Raw genomic sequence first — 17,367 nt, 5'->3', positions numbered from 1 at the left:
CCCTACACGCCCTTCGGGTGCCAGACCGTCTTGGTCTCCAGGAGCGTGGTCATCCGGGCGAGGCCCGGGTCGGCGGACCAGTCGTGGTCGGCCGGGGCCGGCCGGAGCACCCGCTTCAGGTTCTCCGCGGCCTTGACCTCCAGCTCGGCGGCCAGGTCGGCGTCGGCGACGCCGGTCAGGTCGATGGCGTTGACGTCCATGTGGGCGGCCAGCGTGGGCACGGTCTCCGACAGCCGGCCGGTGAGGATGTTCACCACCCCGCCCGGCAGGTCGGAGGTGGCCAGCACCTCGGCCAGGGTCACCGCCGCGAGCGGCGCCGACGGGGAGGCGGCCACCACCACGGTGTTGCCGGTGACGATCGCCGGGGCGATCACGCTGACCAGGCCGAGCAGCGCCGGCGACTCCGGAGCCACCACGGCCACGACACCGGTCGGCTCCGGCGCGGAGAGGTTGAAGTAGGGCCCGGCCACCGGGTTCGCCCCGCCGTACACCTGGGGGAGCTTGTCGGACCAGCCCGCGTACCAGACCCAGCGGTCGATGGCCGCGTCGACCTCGTCGACGGAGGCGCCCAGGGCGACGAACTGGTCGCGCCGGCCCTCCAGCATCTCGGCGACCCGGTAGAGGATCTGACCGCGGTTGTACGCGGTCGCCCCGGCCCAGCCCTTCACGGCGGCCCGGGCGGCGACCACGGCGTCCCGCGCGTCCTTGCGGGAGGCCAGCGACACGTTGGAGTCCTGCACGAGATACGACCGTCCCGACTCGCTGCGCGGGAACTTCCCGCCGATGAAGAGCTTGTACGTCTTGCGTACCGCGACCCGCTCAGACATTGAGGTACGCCTCCAGCCCGTGCCGGCCGCCCTCGCGACCGTAGCCCGACTCCTTGTAGCCGCCGAACGGCGAGGTGGGGTCGAACTTGTTGAACGTGTTGGCCCACACCACACCGGCGCGCAGCCGGTCGGCCATCCACAGGATCCGGGAACCCTTGTCGGTCCAGATCCCGGCCGACAGCCCGTACGGCGTGTTGTTGGCCTTCTCCACGGCCTCGGCCGGGGTGCGGAAGGTCAGCACGGACAGCACCGGGCCGAAGATCTCCTCGCGGGCGATCCGGTGCGCCTGGGTGACCCCCGTGAAGATTGTCGGCGCGAACCAGAAGCCGCGGTCCGGCAGCTCGCACGGCGGCGACCAGCGCTCGGCGCCCTCGGCGGCGCCGGCCTCCGACAGCTCCCGGATCCGGGCCAGCTGCGCGGCCGAGTTGATGGCGCCGATGTCGGTGTTCTTGTCCAGCGGGTCACCGACCCGGAGCTGCGCCATCCGCCGCTTCAGCGACTCCAGCACCCGGTCGGCGACCGACTCCTGGACCAGCAGCCGGGAGCCGGCGCAGCAGACGTGCCCCTGGTTGAAGAAGATGCCGTTGACGATGCCCTCGACGGCCTGGTCGACCGGGGCGTCGTCGAAGACGATGTTGGCGGCCTTGCCACCCAGCTCCAGGGTCAGCTTCTTGCGGGTGCCGGCGACGGCCCGGGCGATGGCCTTGCCGACCTCGGTGGAGCCGGTGAAGGCCACCTTGTCCACGCCCGGGTGCTCGACCAGCGCCCGGCCGGTCTCGCCGGCGCCGGTGACGATGTTGACCACGCCCGCCGGCAGGTCGGCCTGCTGGCAGATCTCGGCGAAGAGCAGCGCGGTCAGCGGGGTGGTCTCGGCCGGCTTGAGCACCACGGTGTTGCCGGCCGCCAGCGCCGGGGCGATCTTCCAGGCAAGCATGAGCAGCGGGAAGTTCCACGGGATGACCTGCGCGGCCACGCCGAGCGACCGCGGGTTCGGACCGAAGCCGGCGTGCTCCAGCTTGTCCGCCCAGCCCGCGTAGTAGAAGAAGTGCGCGGCGACCAGGGGCACGTCGACGTCGCGCGACTCCTTGATCGGCTTGCCGTTGTCCAGCGACTCCAGCACGGCCAGCTCGCGGGAGCGCTCCTGGATGATCCGGGCGATCCGGAACAGGTACTTGGCCCGGTCCCGGCCCGGCATCGGGCCCCAGACCTTCTCGTACGCCTCGCGGGCGGCGCGGACGGCGAGGTCCACGTCCTGGCTGCCGGCCTCGGCGATCTCGGCCAGCACCTCCTCCGAGGCCGGGTTGATCGACTTGAAGCTGCCACCGTCGGTCGGGTCAACGAACTTGCCGTCGACGAAGAGCCCGTACGAGGGCTTGATGTCCACCACCGAGCGCGACTCGGGGGCGGGTGCGTATTCGAACATCGCGCTCAGTCCAGGGTGAAGTAGTCGGGGCCGGCGTAGACGCCGGTCGTCAGCTTGGTGCGCTGCATGAGCAGGTCGTTGAGGAGGCTCGACGCGCCGAACCGGAACCAGTCCGGGTCCAGCCAGTCGGGACCGACGGTCTCGTTGACCATGACCAGGTACTTGATCGCGTCCTTGGTGGTCTTGATGCCGCCGGCCGGCTTCACGCCGACCTGCCGCCCGGTGGCGGCGCGGAAGTCGCGGACCGCCTCCAGCATCACCAGGGTCACCGGCGGGGTGGCCGCGACCGGGACCTTGCCCGTGGAGGTCTTGATGAAGTCGCCGCCGGCCAGCATGGCCAGCCAGGAGGCCCGGCGCACGTTGTCGTAGGTGGCCAGCTCGCCGGTCTCCAGGATCACCTTGAGGTGGGCGTCGCCGCAGGCCTCCTTGGTGGCCACGATCTCGTCGTAGACCTCCTTGTAGCGGCCGGCCAGGAAGGCGCCCCGGTTGATCACCATGTCGATCTCGTCCGCGCCGGCCTCGACGGCCGCCCGGGTGTCGGCGAGCTTGATCTCCAGCGGGGCCTGGCCCGACGGGAAGGCGGTCGCCACGCTGGCCAGGTGCACGCCCGAACCGCGCAGCACCTCGGCCACGTACGGGACCATCGCCGGGTAGACGCAGACCGCGCCGACGTGCGGGCAGGACGGGTCGGCCGGGTCGGGGCGCAGGGCCTTGGCGGCGAGCGCCCGCACCTTGCCGGGGGTGTCGGCCCCTTCCAGGGTGGTCAGGTCGACCATCCGGATCGCCAGGTCGATGGCCTCCGCCTTGGCGGTGGTCTTGATGGAGCGGGTGCCGAGCTGTGCCGCCCGCTGCTCCGCGCCGACCTGGTCCACGCCGGGCAGGCCGTGCAGGAAGGTCCGCAGAGCGGTCTCGGATCGTCCCAGCTCGGAGAGCTCCGACCGGGCCGACGTCGCTGTCGCCGTCATGCCCCGAATACTACGCACCCGCGCGTCGGGTGATCTTGGTCACGCCGACCCGGCCGACGGCGTCCCCACGTGAGCGGCGTCGCTGGTCCGCCCGCACCTGCGATGCGCCCGCCCCGGGACCGGTAGGTTGAGCGATCGTGGACGTACACGTCATTGACCATCCGCTCGCCCAGGCGCGGCTGACCGCCATGCGGGACGCCCGGACCGACTCGGCGTCGTTCCGGGCCGCGCTGCACGAACTCACCACCATGCTGGTGTACGAGGCCGCGCGCTCGTTCCCCGTCGAGAAGTACTCGATCCAGACCCCGGTCACCGCCACCGAGGGCACCCGGCTGGCGAACCCGCCGCTGCTGGTGCCGGTGCTGCGGGCCGGTCTCGGCATGGCCGACGCCGCGCTCGGCCTGCTGCCCGAGTCGTCGATGGGCTTCGTCGGCCTGGCCCGCGACGAGGAGACGTACGAGCCCCGCGCGTACATGGAGTCGCTGCCCCGGGACCTCGCCGGCCTGCCGGTGCTGGTGCTCGACCCGATGCTGGCCACCGGCGGCTCCCTGGAGCACTGCTGCCGGCTGCTCGCCGACCGCGGCTGCACCGACATCACGGTGCTCTGCGTGCTCGCCGCGCCGGTGGGCATCGAGCGGCTGGAGCGCTCCGGCCTGCCGCTGCGTCTGGTGACGGCCTCGATCGACGAGGGTCTCAACGACCGGATGTTCATCGTTCCGGGCCTCGGCGACGCCGGGGACCGCCAGTTCGGCGGCATGCCCCGCTTCTGACCCCGCGGACCGGCCCGCCGGCAGCACCGGCGGGCCGCCCCGATCCATCGTCCGGCGAGTCCGTGCGCGGTGTGCGCGTACCCGCTAGCGTCTGCGGCCATGACTGGTGTTGCGCTCGCCGAAGAGCTGCTGCTCCTCGCATATGACGACGAAACCGGCAAGGCCACCATGCCGCGGATCAGCCTGGACCTCGGCATGGCCGCCGCGGTGCTGGTCGAGCTGGCCCTGGCCGGGCGGATCGCGTACGCCGACGGGAACCTGGCGGTGCTCGACCCGACGCCGACGGGCGAGCCGATCGCCGACGACGTCCTCGCCCGGATCGCCGCCGACACACCGCACACCCCGTCCTCCTGGGTGCAGCGGCTGCGGCACGGCCTGCGCGACCGGATCCTCGGCGACCTCTGCGGCCGGGGCGTGGTGCGGGACGTCGACGAGACGGAGCTGGGCTTCATCCATGTGCACCGCTACCCGGTCGCGGACGCCTCGGTGGAGGCGGACATCCGGCAGCGGCTGGCCGACGCGCTGACCGTCGGGCAGGTCCCCGACGAGCGGACCGCCGCGCTCGCCACCCTGGTCGCGGTGCTGCGGATGGAGCCGGCGCTGGGCCTCACCGGCACGGCGGCCGACGAGGCGGGCAAGCGCCTGGAGGAGATCGCCAGCGGCGCCGGCTTCTCCGGCACGGTGAGCCTGGACGACAGCGTCGTCCGCCCCTCGGTGAGCCTGGTCATCGCCGCCCTGGCCCAGGCGGTCGACGCCGCCCTGGGTAAGCGCCCCTGACCCCCTCCGCCCTCATCGGTTGATCATGAGGTTGGCGGCGCCGGAGATCGCTTTCTCCGCCGCCAACCTCATGATCACCGCAGAGCGGGCGTGGGTCAGAGGCCCAGGGCTGCCGCGATCTCGTTGCGGAGTTCCGTGACCAGGGCGTGGGCGCGGCGGCGGGCCGACGGGACGTCGCCGTCGGTCACCGGTTCCACCACCTCCAGGTACGCCTTGAGCTTCGGCTCGGTGCCGGAGGGGCGGATCACCACCCGGGCGGCGTCGGTGCGCAGGATCACCACGTCCGCCTCGGGGAGCAGGTCGGACACCTCGGTGACCGGGCGCCCGAGCAGCGCCGTCGGGGTGGCGGCGCGGATCCGGGCCATGCCGTCGGCGATGACCCGCAGGTCCTCCACCCGGACGGAGAGCTGGTCGGTGTGGTGCACGCCGAACTCGGCGGCCAGTTCGTCCAGGCGGTCGGTCAGCGTCCGGCCCTCGGCCTTGAGTCCGGCGGCCAGCTCGGCCACGGTCAGCGCGGCGGTGATGCCGTCCTTGTCCCGCACGTGCTCCGGCGCGACGCAGTAGCCGAGCGCCTCCTCGTAGCCGAAGACCAGCGGCTCCCGGCCGCCTCCGGCCCGGACGATCCACTTGAACCCGGTCAGCGTCTCGTCGTAGGGCAGGCCCCGGGCCGCGGCCATGGCCCGGAGCAGGGTCGAGGAGACGATCGTGGTGGCGTAGAGGCCGGTCACCCCGCGCCGCATGAGGTGGTCGGCGAGCAGCACGCCCACCTCGTCCCCGCGCAGCATCCGCCACGTCCCGTCCACCGGCACGGCCACGGCGCACCGGTCCGCGTCGGGGTCGTTGGCGATGGCGATGTCCGCGCCCGTGCTGCCGGCCAGCGCGACCAGCTTGTCCACCGCGCCCGGCTCCTCGGGGTTGGGGAAGCTGACCGTCGGGAAGGCCGGGTCCGGCTCGGCCTGCTCGGGCACCACGCCGGGCGTCGCGAAACCGGCCCGGGCGAACGCGGCGGTCAGCACCGCGGCACCCACCCCGTGCAGCGGCGTGTACGCCACCTTCAGGTCCCGCGGGCCGGCCGGGTCGACCACCGCGGCGGCGCGCTCCACGTAACCGGCGACCAGGTCGTCGCCGAGGACCTGGCCGGGCGGGCCGAGCGGCACCTGGGCCAGCGGGCCGACGGCCCGGATGGCGGCCTCGATGCCGGCGTCGGCCGGCGGCACGATCTGCGCGCCCGCGCCCAGCTCACCGCCGAGCTGCGCACCCAGGTAGACCTTGTAGCCGTTGTCCTGCGGCGGGTTGTGGCTGGCGGTCACCATCACACCGGCCACCGCGCCGAGGTGCCGCACCGCGAAGGCCAGCACCGGGGTGGGCAGCGGACGGGGCAGCAGCAGCGCCTGGCGGCCCGCGCCGGTGGCCACCTGGGCGGTGCGCTCGGCGAAGGCCAGCGAGCCGCGCCGGGCGTCGTACCCGATCACGAGCGGGCCCTCGCCGCCCTGGTCGGCGAGCCAGCCGACCAGCCCGGCCGCGGCCTGGGTGACCACCGCGAGGTTCATCCCGTTCGGACCGGCGCGCAGCGGGCCGCGCAGCCCGGCGGTGCCGAAGGCCAGCGGGCCGGCGAACCGGTCGGCCAGCTCGGGTGCGCTGCCCGGCAGCCCGGCGAGGACGGCGCGCAGCTCGTCCCGGTCGGCCGGGTCCGGGTCGTCGTCGAGCCAGCGCTCGGCCCGGGCGCGAAGGTCGTCAAGGTCAGTGGTTTCCGCCGCCATTGCCTCATGAAAGCACGGCGACGGATCACCACCGGCCGTCGGCCTCGACTTCAGTTGTCACCGGTGAGCTGGAACGAGCGGGCCATCGCCTCGAAGATCGGCTTGCTCTCGGCGAACTTGGCGTCGGTCGAGGACAGGTAGAACGAGTAGACCTTCCCGTCCTTGACCAGGCCACGCCACACGCCGTGCCGCATGACGTCGCCCTCGCCGCAGGTGTATTCGAGCTGGGCCGCCGCCTGGCCGGCGAGCTGCGGTTCCGAGATCGACAGCTCGGTGTACGGCTCGGGGCAGTTCTTGCTCTTGGCGCTGTTCTTCTTGAGGTTCCGGGAGGCGAACTCCGCCCATCTGATCGGGGTGCCGTTCCACTCCTCCGCGATGACCCGGACCTTGCGGCCGCTGTCCTCGGGGTCGACGAAGTCGACGTAGAGGCCACCGGTCTGCCGCTGCCAGCCCTTCGGCACCTGCACGTTGACGCCCTTGACGGACTGCTCCTGCATCTCCACGGGCGGGCCCTCGGCGGACGACGAGGGCAGCGCGCCCACGATCGGCGGGGGCGTGTCGTCACCGCCGCTGGTCAGCGCGATCACGCTGACCAGGAGCAGCACGGCCACCCCACCGGCGACGGCGAGCTGGACCTTGCGCGGCCAGCCCTTCACCCGGCCGACGAACTGGCCGCCGACGCCCTTGGCGCGGCCGAGCGCACCGCCGTCGGCCGGCCCGGCGGCCGGGCTCGTGGTCCAGGGCTGGCCGGTGCCCGGCACCGACCACTGGTTGCCGCCGTACACCGGCTGGGTGGTGTCGGCGCCGCGGCCGTAGACCGGCTGGGTGGTGTCCGGACGGCCGGCGGGGACCCGCTGGGTGGCGTCGGGCGCGGCGGTGTGGCCGAGCCGCTGGGTGGCGTCCGGCGAGATGCGCTGGGTGGCCTCCGGGGCGGCGTTCGGCCCGGACATCGCCCCGGTCGGGGTGTGCAGCGGGCCGGCCAGCGCGTCGGCGCTGGTCTCGTCGAGCGCGGCGCCACCCGCCGCCGGCGTGGCGCCGGGACGCTCGCCGCGGCGCAGGGCGGCGAGCCGGTCGGTCAGCGACTCGCCGGGGGCGATCATCGCCGGCCCGCCGATCTGCCCGGTCGGCTTCGGCTCGATGGCGGGCGGCGGCGTCGACGGCCGCTGCACGGGCACCACGGCGTACGGGTCGGTCACCGAGTTGACCGCGGTGGCGGTGCTGGTCAGCGGGCCGGCGAGCAGCTCGCGGAGCATGCCCCGGGCGGTGTGCACGTCCAGCCGGCGGGCCGGGTCCTTCTCCAGCAGGCCCATCAGCACCCGGGTCAGCGGGCCGCTGCGCTGCGGGGTGGCCGGCGGGTCCTCGACGACCGCGTGCATGGTCTCGATGGGGTCGCCCTTGTCGAACGGGGGACGCCCCTCCACCGCGGTGTAGAGCGTCACGCCGAGCGAGAAGAGGTCGCTGGGCGGGCCGAAGTCCTGGCCCATGGCCCGCTCGGGGGAGATGAAGTGCGGTGAGCCGAGCACCATGCCGGGCGTGGTGAGCTGGACGTCGGTGGGCATCCGGGCCACGCCGAAGTCGGTCAGCACGCACCGGCCGTCGGAGCAGATGAGCACGTTGGCGGGCTTCACGTCGCGGTGCAGCACGCCGATGGCGTGCGCCACCTCCAGCGCGCCGAGCAGGGCGATGCCGATCTTGGCGACGGCGCGGGGCGCGACCGGCCCGTCCTCGATCACCATGTCGGCCAGGCTGCGCGCGTCCAGCAGCTCCATGACGATCCACGGGCGGCCGCCCTCGGTGACCACGTCGTACACCTGGACCACGGCGGGGTGCTGGATCGCCGCGGCGGCGCGGGCCTCGCGGAGGGTCCGCTCGTACATCGCGTCGCGGTCGCTGGGCGCGAGCCCCGGCGGGAGGACGACCTCCTTCACCGCCACGTCGCGCCGCAGCAGGGTGTCTGTGGCACGCCAGACCGTGCCCATGCCGCCGTTGCCCACAGGGGAGCGCAGCGAGTAGCGGTCACCGATGGTGGTGCCGGGTGCTGCACGTCCAGTGGGGGGACTGGCCGGTCCGCCGCTCCACGTCGGGATCTGAGTCACAGAAAAGCCACCGGGGGATATCGAGGGGGCTGGGACACAACCCCTCTATCTTGCTGGTTCCGACGCCCGATGCGAAACCCGACGCGGCGGACGTTTACCTACTCGACGGTATGTGGCCAGCTACTCACCTCCGGTCCATGCCGCCGTCGCGGTGTGCGGTATCCCTCACCCAACGAACGGCGGCCGCGTCCTACCATCCGGTAATGAGCGAAGCGCGGTCAAGCGAGTCGGGTTTCCCGATCAAGGGCGTCTACACGGCGGCCGACCTTCCGGAGGACCTGGACTCCCGGCTGGGCGTCCCGGGCGAGTACCCGTACACCCGCGGGGTCTACCCGACGATGTACACCTCCCGCCCGTGGACCATGCGGCAGTACGCCGGCTTCGGCACCGCCACGGAGAGCAACGCCCGCTACCACCAGCTGCTGCGTGCCGGCACCATGGGCCTCTCGGTCGCCTTCGACCTGCCGACCCAGATGGGGTACGACTCCGACGACCCGATCGCGCACGGCGAGGTGGGCAAGGTCGGGGTCGCCATCGACTCCATCGAGGACATGCGGACGCTCTTCGACGGCATCCCGCTGGACAAGGTGTCCACCTCGATGACCATCAACGCGCCCGGTTCGGTGCTGCTCCTGCTCTACCAGCTCGTGGCGGAGGAGTCCGGGGTGCCGGGCTCGGCGCTCAACGGCACCATCCAGAACGACATCCTCAAGGAGTACATCGCCCGGGGGACGTACATCTTCCCGCCGAAGCCCTCGCTGCGGCTGGTCGCCGACACCTTCGCGTACTGCCGCGCCGAGGTGCCGAAGTGGAACACCATCTCCATCTCCGGCTACCACATGGCCGAGGCCGGGGCGTCGCCCGCGCAGGAGATCGCGTTCACCCTGGCCAACGGCGTGGAGTACGTCCGGGCGGCGCTCGCCGCCGGGCTGGCCGTGGACGACTTCGCGCCCCGGCTGTCGTTCTTCTTCGTGGCCCGCACCACGCTGCTGGAGGAGGTCGCCAAGTTCCGGGCGGCCCGGCGCATCTGGGCCCGGCTCATGCGCGACGAGTTCGGGGCGAAGGACCCGAAGTCGATGATGCTGCGGTTCCACACCCAGACCGCGGGCGTGCAGCTCACCGCCCAGCAGCCGGAGGTGAACCTGGTGCGGGTGGCGGTGCAGGGCCTGGGCGCGGTGCTCGGCGGCACCCAGTCGCTGCACACCAACAGCTTCGACGAGGCGATCGCGCTGCCCACCGAGAAGGCGGCCCGGCTGGCCCTGCGGACCCAGCAGGTGCTGGCGTACGAGACGGACCTGACCGCCACCGTCGACCCGTTCGCCGGGTCGTACGTGGTGGAGGCCATGACCGCCGAGCTGGAGACGGCGGCCGACGAGCTGATGCACCGGGTCTTCGACCACGGTTCGGCGGTGGACGCCATCGAGGCCGGTTTCCAGAAGCGGGAGATCGAGCAGTCCGCGTACCGGATCGCCCAGGAGATCGACTCGGGCGAGCGCGTGGTGGTGGGGCTCAACCGGTTCCGGATCGACGAGGAGGAGCCGTACGAGCCGCTGCGGGTGGACCCGACGATCGAGGTCGGCCAGGCGGAGCGGCTCGCCAAGCTGCGCGCCCAGCGGGACTCCGGCGCGGTCGAGCGCGCCCTGGCCGAGCTGCGGGCCGCGGCCGAGGGCAACGCCAACGTGCTCTACCCGATGAAGGACGCGCTGCGTGCCCGGGCCACCGTGGGTGAGGTGTGCGGGACGCTGCGCGACGTGTGGGGGATCTACCGGCCGAGCGACCGGTTCTGAGTCGACCCGACGGCGGCCCCGCCGGCACCCGCGTGGTGTCCGGCGCGGGCCGCCGTCGCGTTCCCGACCCCGCGCTGACCTGGGCGTTCGGCGCAGGGCGGCGTAGAGTCGATGGTCTCCCCGCACGCGGCGGGGGCGGTGACGGCTCGGTGCGGATCCTCCCCGGGCGACGCCGCCCGGGCGCCGCTCCCGCGTCCGTCGGGCAGCGTGGCCGGAGCCGGCGCGCGTGTGCGGATCGGGAATGCGGGTAACCCGGTGCGGTGAACCGGACGGACAGCCTGTGCGGTCGCAGTCCGGGCCGACATGTCACCGTCGGGAGTCGATCGACAGCCGACCGTTGTCACGCAATTGTCCGACCGGCAGTTAATTGCCGCGACTAATGCGACAATTCGGAACGACGACCGGGGATTTGGTGACCGATGAATCGGTTACGCGTTGTAGGAGGTGTGGGGCAGATGACGGCGTTCGACCGCGATCTACCTGCTGTCCCGCAGATATTCGGGCCCTCCCACCAGGGCATTCGTGACGCTGCGCGGTCCGACCGCTACGCGAAAGATGTTGCGCAGCGTCACCGCCGGAGGTCTAGGCTGTCTGCTGTTCTCCCCGATGATCCATCCATCTCTAGTGATCGAGAATTCGACGTGACGAGTGCGTTGACGCTGCCGTCGGGCAGCCCGCTGGCATCGTCCTGGCCGGAGGCGCCGACCGGGTCCCAACCCCTGCCGTTCGAGCTCGACCATCTGCTCGCGCTTCGGGTACCCGGCCTCATCGCGACCCGCCGTCACATCCACTCCCACCCGGAGCTGTCGGGCGAGGAGTTCGAGACGGCCGCCCTGGTCCACCGGGAGCTCTCCCTCGCCGGCCTGAGCCCGCGCCTGCTGCCGAAGGGCAACGGGGTCATCTGCGACATCGACGGGCGCCCGGACGGCCCGGTGATCGCGCTCCGCGCCGACATCGACGCGCTGCCGCTCAGCGACCCGAAGGACGTGCCGTACCGGTCCACGGTCGACGGCGTCTGCCACGCCTGCGGGCACGACGTGCACACGAGCGTGATGCTCGGCGTGGGCATGCTGCTCGCCCAGCTCGCCGACCTCGGCCAGCTCGACGGCCGGGTGCGCCTGATCTTCCAGCCCGCCGAGGAGATCCTGCCCTGCGGCTCGCTGGAGGTCATCGAGGCCGGCGGCCTGGACGACGTGGTGCAGATCTTCGCCGTGCACTGCGACCCGAACCTGCCGGTCGGCAAGGTCGGCCTGCGGGTCGGCCCGATCACCGCCGCCGCCGACAACGTCACCGTGCGGCTCACCGGCCCCGGCGGGCACACGGCCCGCCCGCACCTGACCGTCGACCTGGTCGACGCGCTCGGCCGGCTGGTCACCGAGGTGCCGACCCTGGTCAGCCGCCGGGTGCCGGCCAACAGCGGGCTGCTGCTGGTGTTCGGCCACGCCTCGGCCGGCACCCGCTACAACGTCATCCCCTCCGAGGCCTGCGCCGCCGGCACCCTGCGGGTGATGGACCGGGACACCTGGGACCAGGCCCCGAAGATCGTGGCTCAGGTGGTGCGGGACGTCCTCGCCCCCACCGGCGCCACCGTCGACCTCGAATACCTGCGCGGCCGGCCGCCGGTCACCAACGACGCCCGGGCCATCGGCGTGCTCACCGCCGCCACCGCGGCCGCGCTCGGCCCGGAGGGCATCGCCGAGACCCCGCAGAGCATGGGCGGCGAGGACTTCTCCTGGTACCTGGAGCACGTGCCCGGCGCGCTCGCCCGCCTCGGCGTCGGCCGGAACGGGCCCAACGTGGACCTGCACCGGGCCTCGTTCGACGTGGACGAGCGCGCCATCCCGGTGGGCGTACGCCTCATGGTCCAGACCGCGCTGCGGGCACTGGCGGCGGCCCGCTAGGCACCGGACCCGCCGGCTCCGGCAGCGCCGGACCGGCCGGCGGCGTACGGCGCCCGCGGCGACGCGCCAGGGCCACCACGAGCGCCACCGGCACGCCGATCGCCAGCGCGAACGGCAGCACCGCGCCCAGCACGGTGAGCGCCACCCGCAGCGAGCCCAGGAAGGCCGACCAGCCGCCCCGCAGCCCGGTCAGGAAGCCGAGGTCCTCCTCGTCCTCGGTGGCCGCGGCCTCGGGGCCGACGAAGGTCACCGTGACGGTGGAGAGCGCCGTCAGGTCGGCGAGCCGGCGCTTCTTCGCCTCCAGCGAGGCCAGGTCCGCCTCCCGGCGGCCCACCTCGTTCTCCAGCGTGACCAGGTCGGTGATCGAGGTGGCCCGGGCCAGCAGCCGGCGGGCGCTGTCCACCCGGGCGCGCTGGGTGGCGATCCGGGCGTCCAGGTCGACGGTCTCCTCGGTCACGTCCTCGGTCCGTACCTCGCGCCGCTCCTGCCTGCCGAGCTTCGCCAGTGCCTCCAGCACGCTCGCGAACCGGTCCGCCGGCACCCGCAGGACCAGCTCGGCCCGGGCGTCCGCGGAGTCGCTGTTGCGCTGGTCGCCGCCGATGAAACCGCCCGCCGCCGTCACCGCCGTGCTCGCCTCGCGTGCCGCCCGCTCCACGTCGTCCACCCGCACCTGGAGCGTTCCGGTGTAGATGATCGCCCGCTGGTCGACCCGCAGGTCCGCGCCCCCCGCACCGGACTGCGCCTTCTCCGGCGCGGCCTGGTCCCGGTCCGCCGCCCCACCCGCCACCGCCTGCGGCTGGGCGGCCGAACCCGCGTTGTCGCCGCCCGAGTCGCCGCCCGCGCTGCAGGCCCCGACGCCCAACACCACCAGCAGCCCGGCCGCCGCGAGCGCCCCGCCCCGGCGCCGGCTGTCCCGTATCCTCATGTCCCCGCTCCGATCCTCCGAAGGCCCCGCCACGGGACCGATACGTCGGACGCGACGCGACACCGCGCCGGTTCCGGCAGACTGCGCTGAGGACGTCACGATTCGATAATCGAGGAGTCACGATGCAGGTCACCAAGTACACCCACTCCTGCGTCCGGCTGGAGCACGACGGCGGAGTGCTGGTCGTGGACCCCGGTGTATACAGCGAACCCGAGGCGCTGGACGGGGTGGACGCGGTGCTCATCACCCACGAGCATCCGGACCACGTGAACGTCGAGGCGCTGACCCGGGCGCTGGACCGGCGGCCGATCTCCGTGAACGGTCCCGCCTCGCTCGCCGGCGCCCTCGGCGACGCGGCCGAGGCGCTGACCGTGGTCGCGCCGGGCGAGTCGTTCACCGCGGCGGGCGTGGCGGTGCGCGCGTACGGCGGCCAGCACGCCGTCATCCACCCGGACATTCCGGTCATCCAGAACCTGGGCTACGTGTTCAACGACGTCGTCTACCACCCGGGCGACTCATTTGTCGTCCCCGACGACATCCAGGTGGACACGCTCTTCGCCCCGATCCACGCCCCCTGGTCGAAGTTCTCCGAGGTCGTCGACTTCATCCGGGCGGTCGCCCCGCGGCGGGCCTTCGCGCTGCACGACGGGCTGCTCAACGACCGGGGCTTCGGCGTGCTCGACCGCCAGTACACCGCGCTGTCGAAGACCGAGTACCGGCGGCTGGAACCGGGCACCCGGATCGACGCCTGACCCCGCAGTGGCCGGTCCACCCCCCGACCTGGTCCAGCGGCTCTACGCGACGCCGCCGGACCGGTTCGTCGCGGCCCGGGACGCCGCCGTCGCCGAGGCACGCCGGGCCGGCGACCCCAGGGGCGCCCGGGAGATCGGCAAGCTGCGCCGGCCAACCGTCGCCGCCTGGCTGGTCAACCTCCTCGCCATCCGCCGCCCGGAGCTGGTCGCCGACCTGGCGCAGCTCGCCGAGTCGCTCCGCTCCGCCCAGCGCGAGCTGCGCGGCGGCCGGCTCCGCGAGCTGTCCGCGCAGCGCCGGGCCGTCGTGGGCGCGCTGGTCGCCGAGGTACGCAAGCTCGCCACCGCCGAACCGGGCGCCCCGCCGGTCGGGAAGCTGCCGCTCGGTGAGGTGGAGGCGACGCTGAACGCGGCGCTCTCCGACACCGAGGTCGCCGAGCAGGTACGCGCCGGCCGGCTGCTCCGGGCCACCCACTACGCCGGGTTCGGCGAGGTGCCCAGGCCGCAGCTGCGGCTGGTCACCGGGGGTGGGGAGGAGGAACCCGCCGTACCGGACCGGGCGGCCGAGCGCGCCGAGGCCCGGCGGACGCGCGACGAGCGGGCCGCCGAGCGGGCGGCGAGGGCCGAGCGGGCGAAGCGCCGCCGGGCCGTGGAACGCGAGCTGGCGAAGGCCCGCGAGGAGCAGGAGCGGGCCGAGGCGGAGCTGGCCGAGGCCGCCGACGCCGAACGCGACGGCGGGGCGACGCTGGACCGGATCGAGACCGAGCTGGCCGAACTCGAGCGCCGCCGGGCGGTCGCCGAGCAGGAGCTGAGCCGGGCCAAGCTGGCCCGCCGGGGCGCGGAGCGATCGCTCACCGCGGCGCGCCGGCGGACCGGCGAGGTCGAGGCCGCGTTGGAGGCGCTGGACGCCGAAGAGGGGGATGCCGCGGAGGGTGGTCACGGGGCAGACTGACCGTGATGGATGACCACGGTGGACGGACGGTGAGGTGCCGCCGATGACCCCGGAGCAGGTCGCCGCCGCCAGCAAGCCGCTGGTGCTGGAGCTCGGGGAGGCGTTCTCCCGCTGCCCGTCGACGCTGCGCCGGGCCCGGCTGCTCGGCATCTCCGGCTGGGCCTTCTACATCACCGGCCGGGCCGGGGCGCTCGGCGACGTCCGCGCCGAGACGGTCGCCGCCGCGCTCGGTTTCATCGCACCGGAGGCGGTCGCCGACGGCTGGGACGCCGCCGTGCGGACCGTCCCGCCGCTGGACGTGGCGGGCGCCAACCTGGCCGAGTGCTGCCGGTGGGGCGCGGCCAACCTGGGTGACGCACCGGAGACGTCCCGGCTCGCCGCGCTGCTGCGCCGGGCGGTCGACGCGGCGGACGGCAGCGGGATGCCGCTCTTCGCCGCCTGGCGGGCCATGCGGGTCGACGACCCCGCGCCGGGCGCCCGGGCGGCCGTCGCGCTGCTGCTGCTCCGCGAGCACTTCGCCGGGGCGTACCTGCTGGCGGTGCGGGCCTCCGGGATGACCCCGCTGGAGGCGGTGCTGGCCGGGCCGGAGGGGGACGCCGGGGCCGCCGCGTGCGGCTGGCCGCCGCCGTACCCGCCGGTGGGCCCGCTGGTGCGGCGGCGGCTCTGGGCCGAGGCGGTGACCGACCGGCTGGTCTCCCCGGCGTTCCGGGTCCTCGGCCCCGGCGAGGGCGCGGAACTGCTCCACCTGCTCACCGTCGCGCGGCTGCGCCTCCGCGGCCGATAAATGGGAAGCGCGGTCGCCGGGGCGGCTGCCAATATCTGCCGCGTGACGATTCCCGCCGGTTGGACGGCCCGCCGCCCCACCCTCGACGACGTGCCCGCCATCCTGGCGGTGGTGCACGCCGCCGACACCTTCGCGGTCGGCTACCCCGACTTCGACGCCGAAGACGTGCGCGACGCCCTGACCGCGCCCTTCGTCGACATGGCCCGCGACTCGTGGCTGGTCACCGACCCGGACGGCACCGCCGTGGCCTGGTCCATCCTGAGCAACCCCACCGGGGTCGGCCGGGAGTTCGTCGAGGTCTACGTCGACCCCGACCGGGGGGCCGACCTGCGCGCCCCGCTGCTGGCCCGGCTGCTCGACCGGGTCGCCGAGCGGGCCGCCGAACGCGGCCTGCCCGCCCTCACCGCCCGGACCGCCGTCTTCGCCCCGGAGACCCGCTGGGCGGAGGAACTGGTCGAGGCGGGGTTCACCCGGATCAAGCGGTACATCCGGATGACCCGATCGCTGGCCGACCTGCCCGCCGAGCCGGCGCCCCCGGCCGGGGTGACCGTGCGGCCGCTGCGCGCCGACGACGAGGCCGACCTGCGGCTGTTCCACCGGATCTTCGACACCGCGTTCCGGGACACCCCCGACTACGAGCCGGTCGACTTCGCCCAGTGGCGCGAGGCGCTTCCCTCCTCGGGCAAGGTCTGGGACGAGTGGTACGTGGCCGAGGTCGACGGCGAGCCGGCCGGCGCCCTCCAGTCCTCCGACCAGGCCCTCGACCAGGACATGGGCTGGGTCCGGACGCTGTCCGTGCTGCCCGCGTACCGGCGGCGCGGGGTGGGGGCGGCGTTGCTGCGCCGGGCCTTCGCCGGCTACGCCGCCAAGGGCCGGACCAGCGCCGGTCTCGGCGTCGACCTGGCCAACCCGACCGCCCCGGTCACCCTCTACCGCTCCGTCGGGCTGGCCGACGCGCGCTGGACCGACATGTACGAGCGGAGCGTCCCCGCCACGGGTGTGTGATACGCGACCCGCCGCGGGGTCGACGCCCGGCCGGGGGACCGGCCGGAGCAGACTGGAGACGTGGGAGACGCGCTACGCGGACGCGGTGCCGGTGGGGCGGGACCGCAGATCGGTGACGTAGTCGTCCGGCGCGCCCGCCTTCTCCGCCGCGTTCGCGATCTCCGACAGATACCACGACGTCGGCAGGCCGCCCTCGTATCCGTCGAACACGTAGACCCAGGCGGTCACGTCCCCGTCCAGCGTCGAGACGCGGACGGTCAGCTTGCGGTAGGTCCCCGAGGTCACACCCTCGATCTCGTCGAGCTGGGCCGCGTCGTACGGGTGGATGTCGTAGAGCGCCACGAAGACCTGGTCGCCCGGCGACTCGACGACCGTGCTGACCGAGCCCTCCCAGCCGATGACGTCCTCGCCCGCGAAGGTGAGCCGCCACCCCGCCAGCCAGCCGGTGCCCACCATCGGCGAATGCGGGCAGTAGGCGCGCATGCGAGCGGGGTCCAGGTTCGAGCCGTAAGCGGCGTAAAGACGCACGGCGATGACGATAGCCCGGCCGACGGGTGGGGGAGAATACGACGGTGCGTGTCGGACGCGACGGGGAGAAGAAAGTCACTGTGAGCATGGGTGGGGGGCGAGCGCGGTGAGCGCGAGG

Annotated in this window: 15 protein-coding genes; 8 read left to right on the top strand and 7 right to left on the bottom strand. The window is 73.6% G+C overall.

What is annotated here, in order from left to right; genetic code table 11:
• Positions 1–2 precede the first annotated feature (2 nt).
• Genes FXF50_RS07210 through deoC form a run of 3 tightly spaced genes read right to left on the bottom strand, consistent with a single transcriptional unit; the run spans position 3 to position 3,215 of the window.
• The gene (locus FXF50_RS07210; RefSeq protein WP_148426444.1) at positions 3–827 is read right to left on the bottom strand and encodes an aldehyde dehydrogenase family protein; all 825 of its coding nucleotides are present in this window, start codon (positions 825–827) and stop codon (positions 3–5) included.
• Positions 820–2,250, bottom strand: a complete 1,431-nt coding sequence (locus tag FXF50_RS07205) for an aldehyde dehydrogenase family protein (protein WP_148426443.1) — start codon at positions 2,248–2,250, stop codon at positions 820–822. The genes FXF50_RS07210 and FXF50_RS07205 overlap by 8 nt, the downstream gene beginning before the upstream one ends.
• 5 nt (positions 2,251–2,255) lie before the next feature.
• Positions 2,256–3,215: a deoxyribose-phosphate aldolase gene (gene deoC / locus FXF50_RS07200; RefSeq protein WP_148426442.1), complete on the bottom strand. Its 960-nt coding sequence runs from the start codon at positions 3,213–3,215 to the stop codon at positions 2,256–2,258.
• Positions 3,216–3,352: 137 nt separating this feature from the next.
• Between deoC and upp the strand changes: the two genes are divergently transcribed.
• Both upp and FXF50_RS07190 read left to right on the top strand, forming a co-directional pair.
• The gene (upp, locus tag FXF50_RS07195) at positions 3,353–3,985 is read left to right on the top strand and encodes a uracil phosphoribosyltransferase (RefSeq protein ID WP_148426441.1); all 633 of its coding nucleotides are present in this window, start codon (positions 3,353–3,355) and stop codon (positions 3,983–3,985) included.
• A gap of 99 nt (positions 3,986–4,084) precedes the next feature.
• A complete protein-coding gene (locus tag FXF50_RS07190) occupies positions 4,085–4,762 on the top strand; it encodes a GPP34 family phosphoprotein (protein WP_148426440.1) in 678 nt (225 codons plus the stop codon).
• Positions 4,763–4,857: 95 nt separating this feature from the next.
• On the opposite strand, the gene FXF50_RS07185 is transcribed toward FXF50_RS07190, so the two are convergent.
• Both FXF50_RS07185 and FXF50_RS07180 read right to left on the bottom strand, forming a co-directional pair.
• Entirely contained in the window at positions 4,858–6,522 is a 1,665-nt protein-coding gene (locus FXF50_RS07185; RefSeq protein WP_148426439.1) for a phospho-sugar mutase, read from the bottom strand.
• A gap of 50 nt (positions 6,523–6,572) precedes the next feature.
• Positions 6,573–8,618, bottom strand: a complete 2,046-nt coding sequence (locus FXF50_RS07180) for a serine/threonine-protein kinase (RefSeq protein ID WP_148426438.1) — start codon at positions 8,616–8,618, stop codon at positions 6,573–6,575.
• Between the two features lie 203 nt (positions 8,619–8,821).
• Here FXF50_RS07180 and FXF50_RS07175 point away from each other — a divergent pair, with 203 nt between their 5' ends.
• Together FXF50_RS07175 and FXF50_RS07170 are read left to right on the top strand one after the other, a co-directional pair.
• The gene (locus tag FXF50_RS07175) at positions 8,822–10,405 is read left to right on the top strand and encodes a methylmalonyl-CoA mutase (RefSeq protein ID WP_148426437.1); all 1,584 of its coding nucleotides are present in this window, start codon (positions 8,822–8,824) and stop codon (positions 10,403–10,405) included.
• 641 nt (positions 10,406–11,046) lie between these two features.
• A complete protein-coding gene (locus FXF50_RS07170; protein ID WP_148426436.1) occupies positions 11,047–12,306 on the top strand; it encodes an amidohydrolase in 1,260 nt (419 codons plus the stop codon).
• On the opposite strand, the gene FXF50_RS07165 is transcribed toward FXF50_RS07170, so the two are convergent.
• Positions 12,263–13,231, bottom strand: coding sequence for a DUF4349 domain-containing protein (locus FXF50_RS07165; protein WP_187399561.1), 969 nt, complete (start codon positions 13,229–13,231; stop codon positions 12,263–12,265). The two genes, FXF50_RS07170 and FXF50_RS07165, sit on opposite strands and share 44 nt — an antisense overlap.
• Before the next feature lie 122 nt (positions 13,232–13,353).
• Here FXF50_RS07165 and FXF50_RS07160 point away from each other — a divergent pair, with 122 nt between their 5' ends.
• Genes FXF50_RS07160 through FXF50_RS07145 form a run of 4 tightly spaced genes read left to right on the top strand, consistent with a single transcriptional unit; the run spans position 13,354 to position 16,721 of the window.
• Positions 13,354–13,983, top strand: a complete 630-nt coding sequence (locus tag FXF50_RS07160) for an MBL fold metallo-hydrolase (RefSeq protein ID WP_148426435.1) — start codon at positions 13,354–13,356, stop codon at positions 13,981–13,983.
• 7 nt (positions 13,984–13,990) lie between these two features.
• The gene (locus tag FXF50_RS07155; protein ID WP_148426434.1) at positions 13,991–14,932 is read left to right on the top strand and encodes a hypothetical protein; all 942 of its coding nucleotides are present in this window, start codon (positions 13,991–13,993) and stop codon (positions 14,930–14,932) included.
• Positions 14,933–14,975: 43 nt separating this feature from the next.
• Positions 14,976–15,716, top strand: coding sequence for a hypothetical protein (locus FXF50_RS07150; RefSeq protein WP_148426433.1), 741 nt, complete (start codon positions 14,976–14,978; stop codon positions 15,714–15,716).
• Positions 15,717–15,758: 42 nt separating this feature from the next.
• Complete coding sequence (locus FXF50_RS07145) at positions 15,759–16,721, top strand: GNAT family N-acetyltransferase (protein WP_148426432.1); 963 nt, start codon at positions 15,759–15,761, stop codon at positions 16,719–16,721.
• 72 nt (positions 16,722–16,793) lie between these two features.
• Here FXF50_RS07145 and FXF50_RS07140 read toward each other — a convergent pair whose 3' ends face one another.
• Positions 16,794–17,249, bottom strand: a complete 456-nt coding sequence (locus FXF50_RS07140) for a gamma-glutamylcyclotransferase (RefSeq protein WP_148426431.1) — start codon at positions 17,247–17,249, stop codon at positions 16,794–16,796.
• Positions 17,250–17,367: the final 118 nt, after the last annotated feature.

The organism is Micromonospora sp. AP08 (assembly GCF_008085935.1).
GTDB lineage: Bacteria > Actinomycetota > Actinomycetes > Mycobacteriales > Micromonosporaceae > Micromonospora > Micromonospora chersina.
The sequence above is the reverse complement of the archived record's forward strand: the minus strand, read 5'-3'. Positions and strand labels throughout refer to the sequence as shown.

Excerpts from the sequence above, each read along its gene's own strand:
- FXF50_RS07185 (WP_148426439.1), bottom strand. The coding sequence starts at position 6,522 with ATGGCGGCGGAAACCACTGACCTTGACGACCTTCGCGCCCGGGCCGAG.
- FXF50_RS07160 (WP_148426435.1), top strand. The coding sequence starts at position 13,354 with ATGCAGGTCACCAAGTACACCCACTCCTGCGTCCGGCTGGAGCACGAC.
- FXF50_RS07150 (WP_148426433.1), top strand. The coding sequence starts at position 14,976 with ATGACCCCGGAGCAGGTCGCCGCCGCCAGCAAGCCGCTGGTGCTGGAG.
- FXF50_RS07190 (WP_148426440.1), top strand. The coding sequence starts at position 4,085 with ATGACTGGTGTTGCGCTCGCCGAAGAGCTGCTGCTCCTCGCATATGAC.
- FXF50_RS07210 (WP_148426444.1), bottom strand. The coding sequence starts at position 827 with ATGTCTGAGCGGGTCGCGGTACGCAAGACGTACAAGCTCTTCATCGGC.
- FXF50_RS07165 (WP_187399561.1), bottom strand. The coding sequence starts at position 13,231 with ATGAGGATACGGGACAGCCGGCGCCGGGGCGGGGCGCTCGCGGCGGCC.
- deoC (WP_148426442.1), bottom strand. The coding sequence starts at position 3,215 with ATGACGGCGACAGCGACGTCGGCCCGGTCGGAGCTCTCCGAGCTGGGA.
- FXF50_RS07205 (WP_148426443.1), bottom strand. The coding sequence starts at position 2,250 with ATGTTCGAATACGCACCCGCCCCCGAGTCGCGCTCGGTGGTGGACATC.
- FXF50_RS07175 (WP_148426437.1), top strand. The coding sequence starts at position 8,822 with ATGAGCGAAGCGCGGTCAAGCGAGTCGGGTTTCCCGATCAAGGGCGTC.